Annotated in this window: 16 protein-coding genes; all 16 read left to right on the top strand. The window is 32.4% G+C overall.

From position 1 onward, the window contains the following. Positions 1–25 precede the first annotated feature (25 nt). The 16 genes from topA to B6S12_RS05905 all read left to right on the top strand — a co-directional run bounded on the left by topA (position 26) and on the right by B6S12_RS05905 (position 17413). Positions 26–2236, top strand: coding sequence for a type I DNA topoisomerase (gene topA / locus B6S12_RS05830; protein WP_111229864.1), 2211 nt, complete (start codon positions 26–28; stop codon positions 2234–2236). 16 nt (positions 2237–2252) lie between these two features. After that, positions 2253–2654 carry a pyridoxamine 5'-phosphate oxidase family protein gene (locus B6S12_RS05835; RefSeq protein ID WP_111229865.1) on the top strand — a complete coding sequence of 134 codons (402 nt, stop codon included), beginning with the start codon at positions 2253–2255 and terminating at the stop codon, positions 2652–2654. A gap of 3 nt (positions 2655–2657) precedes the next feature. Further along, on the top strand, positions 2658–3497 hold the full coding sequence (locus B6S12_RS05840) for a biotin synthase (RefSeq protein WP_111229866.1): 840 nt from the start codon (positions 2658–2660) through the stop codon (positions 3495–3497). Further along, the gene (locus tag B6S12_RS05845; RefSeq protein ID WP_245892553.1) at positions 3478–4335 is read left to right on the top strand and encodes a YihY family inner membrane protein; all 858 of its coding nucleotides are present in this window, start codon (positions 3478–3480) and stop codon (positions 4333–4335) included. Before B6S12_RS05840 ends, B6S12_RS05845 begins: the two co-directional genes overlap by 20 nt. Positions 4336–4492: 157 nt before the next feature. Next, positions 4493–4981, top strand: a complete 489-nt coding sequence (locus B6S12_RS05850; protein WP_111229867.1) for a hypothetical protein — start codon at positions 4493–4495, stop codon at positions 4979–4981. Positions 4982–5027: 46 nt separating this feature from the next. Beyond that, the gene (locus B6S12_RS05855; RefSeq protein ID WP_111229868.1) at positions 5028–6224 is read left to right on the top strand and encodes a phosphoethanolamine transferase; all 1197 of its coding nucleotides are present in this window, start codon (positions 5028–5030) and stop codon (positions 6222–6224) included. 126 nt (positions 6225–6350) lie between these two features. After that, positions 6351–7682: a hemolysin family protein gene (locus tag B6S12_RS05860; protein WP_181450974.1), complete on the top strand. Its 1332-nt coding sequence runs from the start codon at positions 6351–6353 to the stop codon at positions 7680–7682. Positions 7683–7699: 17 nt separating this feature from the next. After that, positions 7700–8197, top strand: coding sequence for a 5-(carboxyamino)imidazole ribonucleotide mutase (gene purE, locus B6S12_RS05865; protein ID WP_111229869.1), 498 nt, complete (start codon positions 7700–7702; stop codon positions 8195–8197). 3 nt (positions 8198–8200) lie between these two features. Next, on the top strand, positions 8201–8686 hold the full coding sequence (locus B6S12_RS05870) for a DUF3972 domain-containing protein (RefSeq protein ID WP_111229870.1): 486 nt from the start codon (positions 8201–8203) through the stop codon (positions 8684–8686). Continuing rightward, positions 8682–9704 carry a damage-control phosphatase ARMT1 family protein gene (locus tag B6S12_RS05875; RefSeq protein ID WP_281267883.1) on the top strand — a complete coding sequence of 341 codons (1023 nt, stop codon included), beginning with the start codon at positions 8682–8684 and terminating at the stop codon, positions 9702–9704. The genes B6S12_RS05870 and B6S12_RS05875 overlap by 5 nt, the downstream gene beginning before the upstream one ends. Continuing rightward, entirely contained in the window at positions 9705–11009 is a 1305-nt protein-coding gene (locus B6S12_RS05880) for a Na+/H+ antiporter family protein (RefSeq protein WP_111229872.1), read from the top strand. It abuts the gene before it with no gap. Positions 11010–11022: 13 nt separating this feature from the next. Then, positions 11023–11961: a KpsF/GutQ family sugar-phosphate isomerase gene (locus B6S12_RS05885; RefSeq protein ID WP_111229873.1), complete on the top strand. Its 939-nt coding sequence runs from the start codon at positions 11023–11025 to the stop codon at positions 11959–11961. A gap of 13 nt (positions 11962–11974) precedes the next feature. Further along, positions 11975–13795, top strand: coding sequence for an extracellular solute-binding protein (locus tag B6S12_RS05890; RefSeq protein WP_111229891.1), 1821 nt, complete (start codon positions 11975–11977; stop codon positions 13793–13795). Next, a complete protein-coding gene (locus tag B6S12_RS05895) occupies positions 13795–14841 on the top strand; it encodes a microcin C ABC transporter permease YejB (protein ID WP_111229874.1) in 1047 nt (348 codons plus the stop codon). The genes B6S12_RS05890 and B6S12_RS05895 overlap by 1 nt, the downstream gene beginning before the upstream one ends. Then, on the top strand, positions 14838–15854 hold the full coding sequence (locus B6S12_RS05900) for an ABC transporter permease (protein WP_111229875.1): 1017 nt from the start codon (positions 14838–14840) through the stop codon (positions 15852–15854). The genes B6S12_RS05895 and B6S12_RS05900 overlap by 4 nt, the downstream gene beginning before the upstream one ends. Next, on the top strand, positions 15851–17413 hold the full coding sequence (locus B6S12_RS05905; RefSeq protein ID WP_111229876.1) for an ATP-binding cassette domain-containing protein: 1563 nt from the start codon (positions 15851–15853) through the stop codon (positions 17411–17413). The genes B6S12_RS05900 and B6S12_RS05905 overlap by 4 nt, the downstream gene beginning before the upstream one ends. Position 17414: the final 1 nt, after the last annotated feature.

Raw genomic sequence — 17414 nt, forward strand, 5'->3', positions numbered from 1 at the left:
TAAATTAAAATAATTAGGATTTACTTTGAAAGATTTGATTATTGTAGAGTCGCCTACAAAAGCTAGGACGATTAAGAGTTTTTTGGGCGATAAGTATGAGGTTATTGCATCAAAAGGACATATTAGAGATTTGCCAAAGCACACTTTTGGGATTAAAGTAGAAAATGAAAGTTTTATTCCTGAATATCAGATTGATGATTCGCATAAAGATGTTGTGAGTGAGTTAAAAAAACTAGCTAAAAATGCTAAAGTCGTTTATATCGCAACTGATGAGGATAGAGAGGGGGAGGCTATTGGCTATCATATTGCACTAGCAATTGGTAAAGAGCCTTTGTCTTTGCCACGCATTGTTTTTCATGAGATTACTAAAAAGGCTATTACAGATTCTTTAAAAAATCCAAGAATTTTGGATATGGATAAGGTAAATGCACAACAAGCAAGAAGACTGTTAGATAGGATTGTGGGTTATCGTCTAAGTCCTTTGATTTCATCTAAAATTCAAAGGGGATTAAGTGCTGGGCGTGTGCAAAGCAGTGCATTGAAGATTGTTGTGGATAGAGAAAAAGAAATTTTAGCATTCAAGAGCGTAACTTATTTTAGTATCCAAAGCACTTTTAAAAAAGGCTTAGACGCTGAACTTGTGGAGTTTCAAGGTAAAAAAATAGAAAAGCTTAGCTTTTTAAAGCAAGATGAAGCTCAAAATGTATTAGATGTGCTTAAAAATGAGAATTTTAGTATTCAAGAAATTGAAAATAAAAAGCGTAAAACCTCTACCCCTCCGCCCTTTATGACTTCTACCTTGCAACAGAGTGCAAACTCTATTTTAGGTTTCTCGCCCTCACGCACAATGCAAGCTGCACAGAAACTCTATGAGGGTGTGATGACACATAAAGGTTCTATGGGTGTGATTACTTATATGAGAACAGACAGTCTAAATATTGCAAAAGAAGCTCAAAGTGCTGCAAGAGAGCAGATACAAAAGGTTTATGGAAAGGAGTATCTACCCGCAAAACCTAAAGTATATACTACAAAGTCAAAAGGGGCACAAGAAGCACATGAAGCTATCCGTCCAACGCTAATGGATTATACTCCACAGATTGCAGCACAATTTCTAAAGGGTGATGAATTAAAGCTTTATAGTCTTATTTATAACCGCTTTTTAGCCTCACAGATGAATGATGCAGAATTTGAATTGCAAAATATTTTTATAAGCTCTTCAAATTCTCTTTTTAAAATTGCAGGTAGAAAGCTAGTTTTTGATGGATTTTATAGAGTATTAGGTAATGAAGATAAGGATAAATTACTTCCTCCTATGAAGGTGGGAGAGGCTATGCAGTTAGAGAAAATTTCTTTAGAGGAACATCAAACAGAACCGCCCTCACGCTATTCTGAAGCAAGTATGATTAAAACATTGGAAGCTTTAGGAATAGGGCGTCCTAGCACCTATGCGCCTACAATTTCTCTTTTAAATGCAAGAGAATATATTGAAATTGAAAAAAAGCAAATTAAGCCTAAAGAAATTGCATTTAAAGTTGTGGAGCTTTTAGAAAAATATTTTAATGAAATTGTAGATTCAAAATTTACTGCAAAATTAGAAGAAAAACTAGATGAGGTGGCACTCTCAAAACAAGATTGGCAGAAGCTTTTATGGGATTTTTATGAGCCTTTTGCACAAAAGATTAAAGAGGGAAAAAGCAGTATTGAAAGCCAAAAATTAGCTATTCCAACAGGAGAAAATTGCCCTTTATGTGGTAAGGAGCTTATAAAGCGAAGCGGTAGATTTGGAGAATTTGTAGGTTGTAGTGGTTATCCAAAATGCAAATATATCCAAAAAGAAGTAAAAGTTGAAGAAGCACAAGAAGATAACGGGGTTTGTGAGAAATGTGGCAAACCTATGGTGAAAAAGCGTGGGAGAAATGGAGAATTTTTAGCTTGTAGTGGTTATCCAGAATGCAAAAATACTAAATCTTTAAATCCAACACAACAAGCCCAAAAAGAACCTCTAAAAGATGTAAAATGTCCAAAATGTGGTGGAGATATTTTGGAGAGAATGAGTAGAAGAGGTAAGTTTTATGGTTGTGCCAATTACCCAAAATGCGACTTTATCTCAGCCCATGAGCCTACAAATACCCATTGTCCTAAATGCAACAGTTTAATGGCGCGTCGCACTTATCGTAAAAAAGATGTATTAGAATGTATCTTTTGTAAAGAAAGAATTGAAGATACAACAAAATAAAATTTAAGGAAAAATTATGACAAAAGAAATATTAGATTTATTAGACAATTATCCTGCATTTTTAGCTACAAAAGGAACTTGTGGTAATCCTAGAGTGCGTCCAATAAAATCAGCACTTTTTAAAGATGGGAAGCTTTATTTTTGCACTTCAAAAAAGAAGAATCTCTATAAACATATGCAAAATTTTAGTGGAATTGAAATAAGTGCATTTAATGGTAAAGATACTTGGATAAGGATTAGAGGTGAGGCAGATTTTAGTCAAGATTTAGAGATTAAAAAAGCAATGTTTTTAAAATATCCAGAAGTTAAAGAAATTTATAAAGATGTGGAAAATGAGGATTTTGCAATATTTTTTATCAAAAATCCTAGCATTAAAATCCAAGATTTTAATGGACGCGATGAAGTGATAAAGGCATAAATAATGAAAGATATTTTTTTATGCAGTATTTGTAATGTTTCAAGCGGGGCATGTTTAGAAGATTGTGCTTATTGCACGCAAAGTGCCAAATACAATGCTAAAATTGAAAGATATAGATTAAAACCGCTTGAGCAGATTTTACAAGAAGCAAGAAGAGCTGCAGATAATGGGGCTTTGGGTTTTTGTTTGGTTACTAGCGGTAGGGAGCTTGATGATAAACGCGTAGAATTTATCTCTCAAGCTGCAAAAGAGATATTAAAAGAGGGTTTGCATTTGCATTTGATAGGGTGTAGCGGAATTGCTACTAAAGAAGCACTAAAAGAGCTAAAAGAAGCAGGAATTGCAAGCTATAATCATAATTTAGAAACCTCTAAAAACTTTTTTCCACAAATTTGTAGCACACATAGCTTTAAAGAGCGTTATGAAACTTGTGAAAATGCACTAGAAGTAGGGCTTGGATTGTGTAGTGGAGGAATTTTTGGAATGGGTGAAACTTGGCAAGATAGACTAGATTTATTAAGTGCATTACAAACGCTAAATCCTCATAGTGTGCCTATTAATTTTTTTATTCCAAATCCTGCTTTGCCACTTACTAAAGAGGTTTTAAGCAAAGAAGAAGCGCTAGAATGCGTAAAGCTTGCAAGAGAATATTTGCCAAATTCTCGTCTTATGATAGCAGGAGGGCGTGAGAGAGTTTTTGGCAATGATCAAGAAGAGCTTTTTAGATGTGGAATTAATGCGGTGGTTTTAGGAGATTATCTAACTACTAAGGGTAATACTCCCAAAGAAGAAGTAGAACGCATTAAAGGCTATGGTTATAGCATTGCAACAAGTTGCGAATAAAAAGATGGAAGAAATCTTAAGTCAGACAATTATAAAAATAAGGCTATTGGGTAGGTATTTATATGTGTTTTTAAAGGGGGACTTGCTGTATTTTGCTGCAAGCCTTAGTTTTTATACGATTTTTGCCCTTTTGCCTATGTTTTTAATTGTATTTTCTTTGGTGGCTGTATTGCCAGAGTTTAAAGAATATATGCAAAGTTTTAAGAGTTTGGTGGTAGAGAATTTTTTGCCAACACATTCAGATGTGTTTTTATCCTATATGGATGGTTTTGTGGCAAACTCTAATAAACTTGGGGGTATGGGGCTTTTATATGCTTTTGTAACTTCTATTTTGTTTTTTAGAAACTACCAATACATAGCGGGTAAAATTTTTCATGCAAAAGCTAGAGGATTTTGGGATTCTTTAGCGGTTTATTGGACTTGTATGACACTTTTTCCTGTGGGAATTTTGTTTTCTATTTATCTAAGTGCAAAGGCTTATGCGTATTTGCAAACTTTAGGTTATAGCACTTATTTTGCATGGCTTTTGCGACTTAGCCCGTATTTTATTGCTTGGATTGTATTTTTTATGCTGTTTAAAATCTCGGCAAATACTAAAATTAGCACAAAAAATACACTTTTTAGCTCATTATTTACAGCACTTGTTTGGTCGTTTTGTAAATTTTTATTTGTGTATTATGTGTTTTATAATAAAGCCTATTTAACGCTTTATGGATCTTTTAGCATTTTGATTTTTTTATTTATTTGGATTTATCTCTCATGGGCGATTTTGCTTTTTGGAATGAGTTTAAGTAGAGGGATTGATGAGCTTTTTATCAAAGAGCTAGAAGAAGAATAGATAAGCTTTGTTGATCATAACAAAATAAGTATTTTGTTATTAAATTTATGAAGAATTGTTAATCTTGCTATTTGAATGAAAAGTAGGGAAGCAAGAGATATGGGCAAAAGAATTTATATAAAAACTTAAATATTATTTAAATTTTTAAAGGAGAAGAATGAACTTCTATGAATTTTTAAGAAAGAATTTTGTTTTAGTTTTGTTTGTATATCTATGCAATCTAGTCTTGATTTGTTTTTGGTATTATATGGGTTATTTTGGCGATGATATTATGGGAGAGAGATTTTATTCTAAGCTTTTTAGAGCATTTTTTATAGCATTACTTTTAGAATTATTGTGTATCCATTTGTTTTATTGTTTGTTTAAAGAAAAAGCAAAATACTTTTTGGTTTTCTTGGCTGTTTTTGCAGGTTTAGATTTTGTGGTGGAAGGATTTTTGCTCTATTCTTATAAAACTCTTTTTAATCCACTGATTGCTGATGCACTTTTGCAGACAAATTTAAAAGAGTCCTATGAATTTTTGCTAACTTATATGGGAGTTTATGAGTTTTTCTTTGTGATTTTTGGGATTTTTTTAATGGTAATATTTTTTTATTGGAATAAAAAAGCTCATTTAGCCCCCCCCCCCCACATTTTTAGCATTTAAGAAAATATTTTATGTAATTTATTTATTAGTTGCACTTATTTTTATTTTGGATATTTTAAATAAACATTATAGAAAGGGTGAAATAGAATCTTTTGCAAAACTTAGAGATTTTTCTCTAACAAGAATTATACATAGTTTTACCCAGCTTTATTTAGAAAATAATCTTTTCACTAGCACAAAAGAATATGAAAAAAATTATGAAAAAATGTATCTAGCATATCAAGGGAGTGTAAAAACAACTAAAAAGATTCCACATATTGTGCTTGTTATAGGTGAGAGTGCGCAAAGAAATCATTTAAGTCTTTATGGAAACAAGCTAGATACTACGCCACTTGCAAGAAAACTAGAAAGTGATGGCAATTTAATCAAGTTTAGTGATTGCATTGCACCTTATGCACAAACAAGTTTTGTGTTGGATTATTTGTTAAATTTTGCAAGTGCAGGGGATAAAGATTTTTCTAAGCGTTTAAATATAATAGATTTATTTAAGCTTGGAGGTTATAAAACGGCTTATTTTTCCAATCAAGAGTTGGCTTCTATTCATACGCGTTTAACAACCGCTATTGCAAATAGAGCAGATATTACACAATTTTTGGATCCTTTTGTAAGCCATGATTTATTTTTGAATAAAGCTTATGATGGAGGATTGTTAGAATTTGTTAAAGAGTGGGCTAAAATAGAGAATAGTTTTAGCATTGTGCATTTGATGGGAAGTCATTTTAGTTATAAAAATCGCTATCCAAAGGAATTTGAATATTTTAAAACAGAGAACATAAAAATGCCTTTTAAAACTACTCTAAAAGAGAAAGAGATTATTAAAGATTATGAAAATTCTCTTTTTTATACAGATGATTTATTGTATAAGATTTTTAAAATTTATGAAGATAAAGAAGCAATTATTATTTATTTAAGCGATCATGGGGAGAGCTTGTATGAGTATAAAGGAGTTTTGGGACATTTTGTTACTTCGCGTTTTGTTGCAGAAATCCCTTTTTATATTATGCTGACAGATAAATTTAAGCAAAATAATAAGGATTTAGTAGAGAAGATTTTAAAAGCTAAAGATAGACCCTTTATGAGTGATGATTTAATCCATACTTTAAGTTATATTGCGAATATAAAAATCAAAGATTATCAAAAAAGCAAAGATGTGTTGAGTGAAGAATTTAATTTAGAGCGTAAGCGAATTTTTAAGCAAGAAAAAGATTATGAAGAATTAAGAACAGAATTGCCTGTTAGATAATTTATAATTTTTATCTTACTTAGTTAAAATTAAGAAGAAAGTAATTTATTTAAAGAATAAAACAGCATTTTAGGATAAAAATATGCTAAAATAATAGTATTTTTTACTTTTACAAAGGAGTATCTTTTGGAGATAGAGTCGTTACTTTTATCTATTTTTGCTTTGTTTCTCGTATTGTTAAACGGGTTTTTTGTTCTTTCTGAATTTGCAATAGTTAAAATTAGGCGTTCAAGATTGGAAGAGCTTGTAAAGCGTGAGGTTTCAGGGGCAAAATTGGCTTTGAAAATTACAGGAAAATTAGATTCTTATCTTTCTGCGACACAACTTGGTATCACTCTTTCTTCTTTGGGGCTTGGTTGGATTGGTGAGCCTGCTATCGCTAAGCTTTTAGAAGCACCTTTTAAATATTTTATTGGAGATAATCCTATACTTTTACACTCTGTGAGTTTTGTGATTGCTTTTAGCTTTATTACGCTTTTGCATGTAGTTATGGGTGAGATTGTGCCAAAATCTATTGCAATTGCAAAAGCAGAAAAAAGTGTGCTTTTAATAGCACGCCCTTTACATCTTTTTTGGATCGTTTTCTTTCCCTTGATTAAAATTTTTGATTTTTTAGCAATTTTTATTTTGCATAGAATGAATATAAAACCTGCAAGTGAAGGCGAAGAGAGTGCGCATTCAGAAGAAGAGCTAAAAATTATCGTTGGAGAAAGCTTAAAAGGTGGCTATTTGGATACAATTGAAAATGAGATTATCCAAAATGCGGTAAGCTTTTCAGATACGATGGCAAAAGAGATTATGACACCTAGAAAAGATATGATTTGTTTGTATGATGATAACACTTATGAAGAAAATATGAAAATTGTAACCAGCACAAAGCATACACGCTATCCTTATTGTAAAGAGGGTAAGGATAATATTATAGGAATGGTGCATTTAAGAGATTTGTTAGAAACTATGCTTTCAGATAATCCATCGCGTGAGCTTGAAAAGTTAGCAAGAGAGATGATTATTGTTCCAGAGAGTGCTTCTATTTCTAATATTCTTTCTCAAATGAATAGACGCCAAATCCATACTGCACTTGTTTTAGACGAGTATGGAGGGACAGCAGGGCTTCTTACTATGGAAGATATTTTAGAAGAAGTTATGGGAGATATTACAGATGAGCATGATAAAAAGAGCGAAGAATATCACAAAATAGATGAAGATGTATATTCTTTTGATGGTATGCTAGATTTAGAACGCGTAGCAGATGTGCTTGGCATTACCTTTGAAGATACAGAGCAAGTAACTATTGGTGGATATGTGTTTAATCTATTGGAAAGACTCCCAGTTGTAGGTGATGTAATTGCAGATGAATATTGTGAATATGAGGTTTTAGCTACCGAGGGTGCTAGAATAGTGCGTATTAAGGCTAGTAAAAAGCCTTTTAAAATCAATGATGATGAAGAAGATTAATTTTTAAGGAGAAACATTTGGATTTTGTAGCAATTTTAATGGGAAGCAAGAGTGATTATGAGGTAATGAGTGAGTGTATTAATGTGTTAAAAAAATTTGATGTGCCTTATGAAGTAATTATTAGTTCAGCACATAGAAGTCCGCAAAGAACTAAAGATTATGTGAAAAATGCAGAAGAAAAAGGCGCAAAAGTATTTATTGCAGCAGCGGGTATGGCAGCACACTTAGCAGGTGCAGTAGCTTCTATGACGACAAAACCAGTAATTGGTGTGCCTCTAAAAGGAGGTGCATTAGATGGGATAGATGCTTTACTCTCAACTGTGCAAATGCCATCAGGTATGCCAGTGGCTACTGTTGCATTAGGTAAAACGGGTGCTATTAATAGTGCATATCTTGCTATGCAAATTTTAGCATTAAGCGATGCAGAGCTTGGCGGAAAGCTCAAAGAAGATCGTGTGATGAAAGCTAAAAATGTAGAATTAGATTCAAGTGATATTGAAGTGATTTTAGGCTAGGGCATGGAAACTTGGGTAAATTTGGAAGAATTTGCAAAACTTGCTAATTTGGATAAAGAAAAGGTTTTAGCAATGGTGGCAAGTGGAGAGTTAAAAAGCAAGCAAGAAGAGGGTGTGTTTTTTATTGATGCAGGGAGTGGTACGCAAGCATTGGTTCAAAGTGGGACAAATGCAGTAATGGTGCAAAATACAAGCGGTGGAGTAGATAGTGAGTTTGTAGAAAAAACAATCGGAACAATTTTAAGCCTACATGAAAAGGTGGTTTCTTCAAAAGAAGAAACTATTTTAAGTGTTAAAAATGAAAACCAGTTTTTAAAAGATGCACTTTTTAACACACAAGAAGTCTATGAGGATGATAAAAAAACCATAGCAATATTGCGTGAGCAGCTCCGTGCAGCACAAGAAGAAATTGACTTTTTGAAAAGAAAATATCGTCTTATGTGGGGCAAGGTTGTAGATGTAAATTCTAAGCAAGGAACACAAGATTAATCTAACATATGAATGCTTAGAATGTCTAAGAAAGCAAACTCTATCTACCCTTAAAATCACAAAAAATATAAACATTTCTGCTTCTGTAATAGAAAAAGAAATTTTTAGCTTTTTAAAAGATGTAAAAATAGAGGAAAAACTATCTAAAGAGTTTCAAGAAAATTTAATTCTTAGCCAAAAAGATAAGCAAAGTTTGCAAGAGATTTTAAGAGAATTTTATACAACCAAAAAATTAGAGGGAGATTTTGAGATTCCTCCTACTCTTTTAGCACCTTTGGTGTATGAAAATATTGCTAAAATGATAAAGGACAATAGTCCTTATAAGCAAATTAAGCTTCAAAGCATACAAAAAGCAAGAGAAATTAAAAATCAAATGCTTTTAAAAATGCCAAAAAGCTTTCAAAAAAACTCATTAAATTTGCAAGAAGAGTTAGAGATACTAAAATTTGGCTTATCTTTAGCAGTGCTTGGAAATGTGATAGATTATGGAGCGCAAGAGAGTTTTGATTTAGAAAATGAAGCAAGGGATATTTTAAAGTTAGATTTTGACAAAAGCAAGATTTTATTGGAACGATTAAAAATTGTTAAAAAACTTGTATATCTAGCAGATAATGCAGGAGAAAATGAGTTTGATGAGATTTTAATAAGTGTTTTTAAGAAGTTAAATCCTAGTTTAGAGATCTTCTATCTTGTAAGAGGCGAAGAGATTATTAATGATGTTACTTTAGAGGATTTAAAAGTAAGTAATTCTAAATTATTTGATTTAGTGAATGTAAGAAGTAGTGGTGTTCAAAGTCCAGGTTTTATTTATGGGATTGCCAATGAAGAAAGTAAAAAGCTATTTAAAGAATGTGATTTGATTTTATCAAAAGGTATGGGAAATTTTGAATCTTTGGAAAAGACTGCACAAAATGATGGGAGAATTTTCTTTCTTTTTAAGGTAAAATGCAATGTTGTAGCAAGACATATTAATAAAAATTTAGGTGAATTTGTTTTGATAAATTATAAAAGGAGTTAAATGTTATTAACTAATCCAGTTTTAGTATCCATTATTGTAATGGTTGTGCTGTGTTTAGCACGATTGAATATATTATTGGCTATTTTAATTTCTGCTATGGTTGCAGGGGTTATGCATGGTTTTGGTTTTACGCAAAGCATTGAGATTTTAATTCAAGGAATGGCTGGGAATTTAAGTATTGCAATTAGCTATATTCTTTTAGGGGCAATAGCAGCGGCAATTTCAAGAAGCAATTTAACAAGCTTTTTTGTTTATTATGTGGCAGAATTTATTAAAGATAAAAGACTTATGTTTTGTCTAACTATCGCATTTTTTGCTTGTTTTTCACAAAATCTTATTCCAGTACATATTGCATTTATCCCTATTTTAATTCCGCCTCTTTTGCCTTTGATAAATAAATTAAAAATTGATAGAAGAGCGGTTGCATGTGCGCTTACCTTTGGTGTAAAAGCTCCTTATGTTACCCTTAGTGTTGGATTTGGACTTATTTTTCACAATATCATTGTAGAAGAGCTTAATAAAAATAAAATCCCTGTAACTTTAGAAGATGTTACAGGTGTGATGTGGATAGGTGGGGCAAGTATGCTTTTGGGTTTGCTTTTAGCAATTTTTGTTTTTTATAGAAAGCCACGAGAATACCAAAATACTTTTTATGAAGAAAATGTAGCACCTATTTTTGAAAAACCTAAAATGCAAATGCGAGATTATGCGATTTTAGCAGGTGCGATTGTTTGTTTTGCAGTTCAAATCCCTACCCAAAATATTCCATTAAGTGGTTTAGCAGGTTTGGTAGTGATGATAGTGTTTGGTGGAATCAAATGGGGCGATGTAGATGAAGTAATGGAGGGCGGATTAAAGCTTATGGCTTTTATTGCCTTTATTATGCTTGCTGCAAAAGGTTATGCAGGGATTTTAGATCAAACAGGTGCAGTAAAAGATCTTGTAAGTGCTGTGGCTTCTTTATCGGGAGGTAAGCTTGGAGGAGCGATTATTATGCTCGTGGTTGGATTGCTTATTACAATGGGGATTGGGAGTTCATTTGGGACAATTCCAGTAATTGCAGTGATTTATTGTCCTTTGGCTTTGGAGCTTGGTTTTAGTAAAGAGGCTATTATCTTACTTGTTGGGATTGCAGGAGCATTAGGGGATGCAGGAAGTCCCGCATCAGATAGCACATTAGGTCCTACTTCAGGATTAAATGTGGATTCTCAACATAATCACATTTGGGATACTTGTGTGCCAACATTTTTGATGTATAATATTCCTTTGATGGTTTTTGGTGTAGTTGGAGCACTTTTTTTATAAAAGGAGAGTAAGAATGGATTATGCAAAAATAGCAAAAGAGGTTTTTAGCATAGAATCTAAAGCGATTTTAGATTTAACAGATTTATTAAATGAAGATTTTAATAAAGTTATTGATTGCATATTAGATTTAAAAGGGCGTTTTGTAATTACAGGTATGGGAAAATCAGGACATATTGGTGCTAAAATTGCTGCTACACTTGCAAGCACAGGAACTCCAAGTTTTTTTATGCATCCAGGTGAAGCATTGCATGGAGATTTAGGAATGCTAAGAAGTGAAGATGCACTTTTGGCAATTTCAAATTCAGGGGAGAGTGAAGAGATTTTGCGACTTATTCCAGCAATTAAACGCCGTCAAATTACTTTAATTTCTATGAGCGGGAATCCAAATTCTACTTTGGCAAAGAAAGGGGATTATTTTTTAAATATTGCAGTCAAGCAAGAAGCTTGCCCTTTACAGCTTGCACCTACTTCCTCTACAACGGCAACTTTAGCTATGGGGGATGCTATTGCAGTGGCTTTAATGAAGGCTAGAAGATTTAAACCAGAAGATTTTGCCCTTTTTCATCCAGGAGGAAGTTTGGGGAGAAAACTTCTTACAAAAGTAGAAGATATTATGGTAAGCACAGATTTGCCAATTGTTGGATTAAATACTTCTTTTAAGCAAGTGGTGAGTGAGATGACAAGCAAAAAGCTTGGGGTGTGTTTGGTAATAGACGAAGAAAGATTGGTTGGTATTATCACAGATGGAGATTTGAGGCGTGCATTAATGGGGGATAATTTTAGTCTTTATGCTAAAGATATGATGAGTAACAATCCAAAAACGATACAAGCAGATGTGATGGCAACAGATGCAGAGCAATATATGATGGAAAATAAAATCAAAGAATTGGTGGTGATGAGAGGGCAAAAAATTGCTGGTATCATTCAAATTTATGAGATTGGAAAGATTTAAAAATGGAGCTTCTATGCGAGCAATTTTAAAGATTTTTAGCATTTTTTGTTTGCTGATTGTAGTGGCATTTGGGGATACTTATAGTGCAAGTGCTTTTGCAATCAATGGGGAAGTAAAATATAAAAATTTAAAGGCATTTGATTATGTGAATGTGAATGCTAAAAAAGGCGGACATATTAAAAAAGCTGCCATTGGGACTTATGATAGTTTTTATAATTTTTTGCTTAAAGGAACTCCTGCAGAGGGTTTAGAGCTTCTTTATGATACTTTAATGGTGCGATCTTTAGATGAGCCTAGTAGCCAGTATGGATTAATTGCAAAACAGATACAAAGAGATAAAGAGAATAATTTTGTGATTTTTCATCTTGATCCTAGAGCGCGTTTTAATGATGGCAAGGAAGTGAGTGCCTTTGATGTAGAATTTAGCTTCAATCTAATAGCAAGAGGCGATAATCCTATTACAAGCAGATATTATAAGGATATTAAAGAAGTAATTGTGGTGGATAAATATACTATTAGATTTAATTTTTCTAATAATCAAAACAGGGAATTAGCATTGATTTTAGGGGATTTGCCTATTTTGCCTAAGCACTATTATGAGAAGAAAGACTTAAATAAAGATTCTTTATGGATACCTCTTGGAAGTGGTCCTTATACAATAGAAAGTTATGAAGCAGGACGCACACTTACTTATAAAAGAGTGGAGAATTATTGGGCAAAGGATCATCCAACGCGTGTAGGTTATTTTAATTTTGATAGGATTAGTATTGATTATTACAAAGATGATGCAGTGGCATTAGAAGCTTTTAAAGCTGGAAGATATGATTATCGCTTAGAGATGAGTGCAAAAAATTGGGCAAATGGCTATGCAGGAAATGCACTAAAGAGTGGTGCGATTAAAAAACAAGAAAGCGTGCATATGCTTCCTAGTGGTATGCAAGGTTTTGTTTTTAATCTAAGGAAACCTATTTTTGCAGATATTAGAGTTAGGGAAGCATTGAGCTTAGCATTTGATTTTGAATGGAGCAATAAAAATTTATTTTTTAACCAATATACAAGAACTAAGAGTTATTTTGATAATTCAGAGTTTGCAAGCGTTGGAATACCTTTAGGAGAGGAATTAAAAGTTTTAGAAGTTTATAGGGACAAATTGCCTAAAGAACTCTTTATACAGCCTTTTTTGTTGCCTAGCACAAAAGGAGATGGCAATAATAGAGAAAATCTTAAAAAAGCACAAGAGCTTTTAAAGGAGAGTGGTTTTACTTTTAAAAATGGTAAGCTTTACAAAGATAAAGAGCCTTTTAGTTTTGAATTACTTTTGGTAAGTCCTGCAATGGAGCGTGTAGCTGTTCCCTATGCAAAAAATTTGCAAAGACTTGGAATTGATATGAAGATTAGAGTGGTAGATTTAAGCCAATATTTAAACCGCTTAAATAATTTTGAATATGATATGATTGTAGCAGTGTTCCCGCAAAGTCTTTCACCAGGTAATGAACAAAGCTTTTTTTGGGGCTCTAAGAGTGCAGATGAAAAAGGAAGCAGGAATTATGCTGGGATTAAAAATGAAGTGGTGGATGCTCTTATAGATAAGATTATCAAAGTTAAAGATTATCAAGAGCTTGTTACTTATACAAGAGCACTTGATAGGGTGCTTTTGTGGGAATATTATGTGATACCGCATTTTCACAATAAAACTTTTAGAATGGCATATTGGGATTTTTTAGAACATCCTGCAATTATGCCTATTTATGATATTGGTTTTGATACTTGGTGGTTTAATGAAGAGAAGTATCAAGAGCTTATCAAAAAATATCCCTCGCTTAGAAAAAATTAATGGGAAATTATTTATTTAAACGCCTTATCCTTATTGTTCCTACATTGCTTGGGATTATGACACTTAATTTTTTTATTATACAGTTAGCACCTGGTGGTCCTGTAGAACAAATGATGGCAAAAATAGAGCACAGTAATTTAACAAATGAGGTAGCACAAGGGGGCTTTAGATTTAAAAATGAAGGCATCAATGAAGAATTAATGGAGAAAATCAAGCAAATGTATGGCTTTGATAAACCACTTTTAGAGCGTTATTTTTTGATGCTAAAAAATTATTTATTTTTTGATTTTGGAGAGAGTTTTTATAAAAATCAATCTGTGATAAGTTTAATTGTAGAAAAGCTTCCAGTTTCCATTACCTTAGGGCTTTGGAGCACCCTTTTAATTTATTTTATTTCTATACCTTTAGGGATTAAAAAGGCTATTAATAATGGCACTCCCTTTGATGTGGCAACAAGCACAATAATAGTAATCGGCAATGCAATTCCTACATTTTTATTTGCTTTGGTGCTTATTATTTTGTTTGCAGGGGGGAGCTATTTTAATCTTTTTCCTTTGCGTGGAATTGTAAGCGATAATTTTGCAAGCTTAAGTTTTTTTGAAAAGATTAAGGATTATTTATGGCATATTACATTACCAGTGATTTCTCTTAGCATTGGGGGATTTGCCACTTTAACTTTGCTTGTTAAAAATTCATTTTTAGAAGAAGGTTCTAAACAATATGTAAAACTTGCTCTCTCTAAAGGTTTAAGTCAAAGACAAGTTTTATACCATCATATTTTTAGAAATGCAATGCTTTTGATTTTGGCTTCTATTCCATCAGCGCTTTTAGGGGTTTTGCTTACAGGATCGCTTCTAGTGGAGATTATATTTTCTTTAGATGGACTTGGGCTTTTAGGATATGAGGCTATTATTAGTAGAGATTATCCAGTAATTTTTGGAAGCTTATATATTTTTACGCTTTTGGGACTTATTGTGAATGTAGTGAGTGATTTAGTATATCATTTGGTGGATCCTAGAATACAATTTAATAGGGTAGAACAATGAGTGTAAAAAGTTTAAGGGGTAGAAGATTTAGAGCCTTTAGGCAAAATAAACGCGCTTATTTTTCTTTGATTATTTTTGTGATTTTATTGTTTGTATGTTTGTTTGCACCTTTTATTGCAAATAATAAGCCTTTGTATGTTTATTATAAGGGAGAGAGTTATTTTCCTCTTTTTAAAGTTTATCCAGAAACGACTTTTGGGGGAGATTTTTTAAGTGAGACAAATTACAAAGATACTTATATTCAAGAAAAGATTAAAGAGAATGGATTTATGCTTATGCCACTTATTCCCTATAGTTATGATAGTGTAAATTACTCTCTTTCTTCTCCGCCCCCAAGCCCTCCAAGTTTAGAAAATTATTTGGGAACTGATGATTTAGGAAGAGATGTTTTGGCAAGATTAATTTATGGTTTGCAAACTTCTATTATCTTTGCATTAATTTTGGGGGTTATTAGTTCTTTTTTGGGTTTTGTTATAGGGGCAATTTGTGGTTATTATGGAGGTAAGGTAGATTTGGCTTTGCAGAGATTTATTGAGATTTGGAGCGGAATGCCTATTTTGTTTGTTTTAATTATTCTCTCTAGTCTTTTAGAGCCTACTTTTTGGACAATTTTATTTGTAGTTTTGCTTTTTTCTTGGATAGCTTTAGTGCCTTTTGTGCGGGCAGAATTTTTAAAAATAAGAAATTTAGATTATATAAAAGCTGCTAGAATAATGGGAGCTAGTAATTTTAGGATTATTTTTGTGCATATTTTGCCTAATGCCTTGATTTCTACTTTAACATTTTTTCCTTTTATTTTGTGTGGGAGTATTACAACTTTAGCATCTTTAGATTTTTTAGGCTTGGGATTACCTCCTCCTAGTGCGAGTTTGGGAGAGTTACTCTCACAAGGAAGAAATAACCTTAATGCACCTTGGCTTACTCTTAGTGGGTTTTTTGCACTAAGTATTCTTTTAAGCCTCTTGGTGTTTATTGGAGAGGGGCTAAGAGATGTTTTTAAGGGGGGTAAATGAATGAAATTCTAAGTTTTAGGAATTTTTCTCTAAATTTAGGTGAGTTTGCATTAAAAAATATCAATTTCTCTTTGAGAAAGGGAGAAGTGTTAGGGATAGTGGGGCAATCAGGGAGTGGAAAATCACTCCTTTCTTATACACTTTTAGGATTTATTAAAGAATATGTAGAGCAAAAAGGAGAAATTTTTTTATATGGAGAAAAGTTAGATTTCCAAAATGAAAAAAAAATGCAATTTTTGCGTGGGAGAAAAATAGCCTATATTTTTCAAGAACCTTTAAGTGCGTTAAATCCTTTGCAAAAAATTAAAATTCAAATACAAGAAAGCATTAATATAGACAAAAAACTTTCTTATGAGCTTTTGAATAAACGCACTTTAGAATTATTAGAATGGGTAAAATTAGAAGAAAAAGAATTGGAAAAATACCCTTATGAATTGAGTGGAGGGCAAAGACAGAGGGTGTGTATAGCAATAGCTTTAGCTAAAAATCCAGAAATTTTAATTGCAGATGAGCCAACAACTGCATTAGATCCAACTACACAAGAAGAAATTATTAAGCTTTTACAACAAATGCAACAAAAACTTAATTTGAGTATTATTTTTATCAGTCATAATCTTGGTGTTATTTCACAAATCTCCCAAAATGTTTTAGTGTTAAAAAGTGGAGAAATTATAGAACAGGGAAATTGTAGAGAGGTTTTTAAGAATCCTAAACACCCTTTTTCAAAAGAGCTTTTAGCAACTTTGAAAGTTGTATTTAAAGAGAGAGGGGAGTATCAAGAAGAAATTTTAAAGGCAAAGGATTTTAGTGTTTCTTATGTAACCCAAAGAAGCTTTTTGGGAAGAGTTCAAAAAGAATTTATGGCATTAAAACCTCTTGATTTTACTTTAAAAGAGGGAGAATCTTTAGGGATTATTGGGGAATCAGGTAGTGGAAAAAGCTCCTTGGCAAATGCACTTGTGAGGCTTATAGAGGCTAAAGGGGAATTGGAAATTTTAGGAGAGCCTTTTTTGGAGCTTAGGGGTAAGGCATTGCAAAAAATGCGTCTTAATTTGCAAATGATTTTACAAGATCCAAATTCTTCATTAAATCCTAAAAAAACACTTTATGAAATTATTGTAGAAGGTTTAAAAATACATAAGATTAAAGAAAATTATCTTGAAGTTGCCAAAAAGGCACTTTTAGAAGTAGGGCTAAATGAGGAGTATTTGTATCGTTATCCTAGTGAATTAAGTGGGGGAGAGAGGCAGAGGGTGAGTATTGCAAGAGTGCTTGTTTTAAAGCCAAAAATTTTAATTTTAGATGAGCCTACAAGTGCGTTGGATAAATTTACTCAAGCACAAATTATAAGATTATTATTGCAATTAGCAAAGACACATCAATTAAGTTATATTTGCATTAGCCATGATTTGAATGTGATTGCGCAAATGTGTGAAAAAGTGATTGTATTAAAAAGAGGCGAAGTAGTGGCAAGTGGAGATACTAAAGAAATTTTTCAAGAGAAAAATGCTTATATTCAAAATTTGCTAGAAGCTTTTAGATTTGATAGAGGGCTTTAAA

Origin of the sequence: Helicobacter valdiviensis (assembly GCF_003245365.1) — a bacterium.
In the GTDB taxonomy this organism is placed as follows: domain Bacteria; phylum Campylobacterota; class Campylobacteria; order Campylobacterales; family Helicobacteraceae; genus Helicobacter_D; species Helicobacter_D valdiviensis.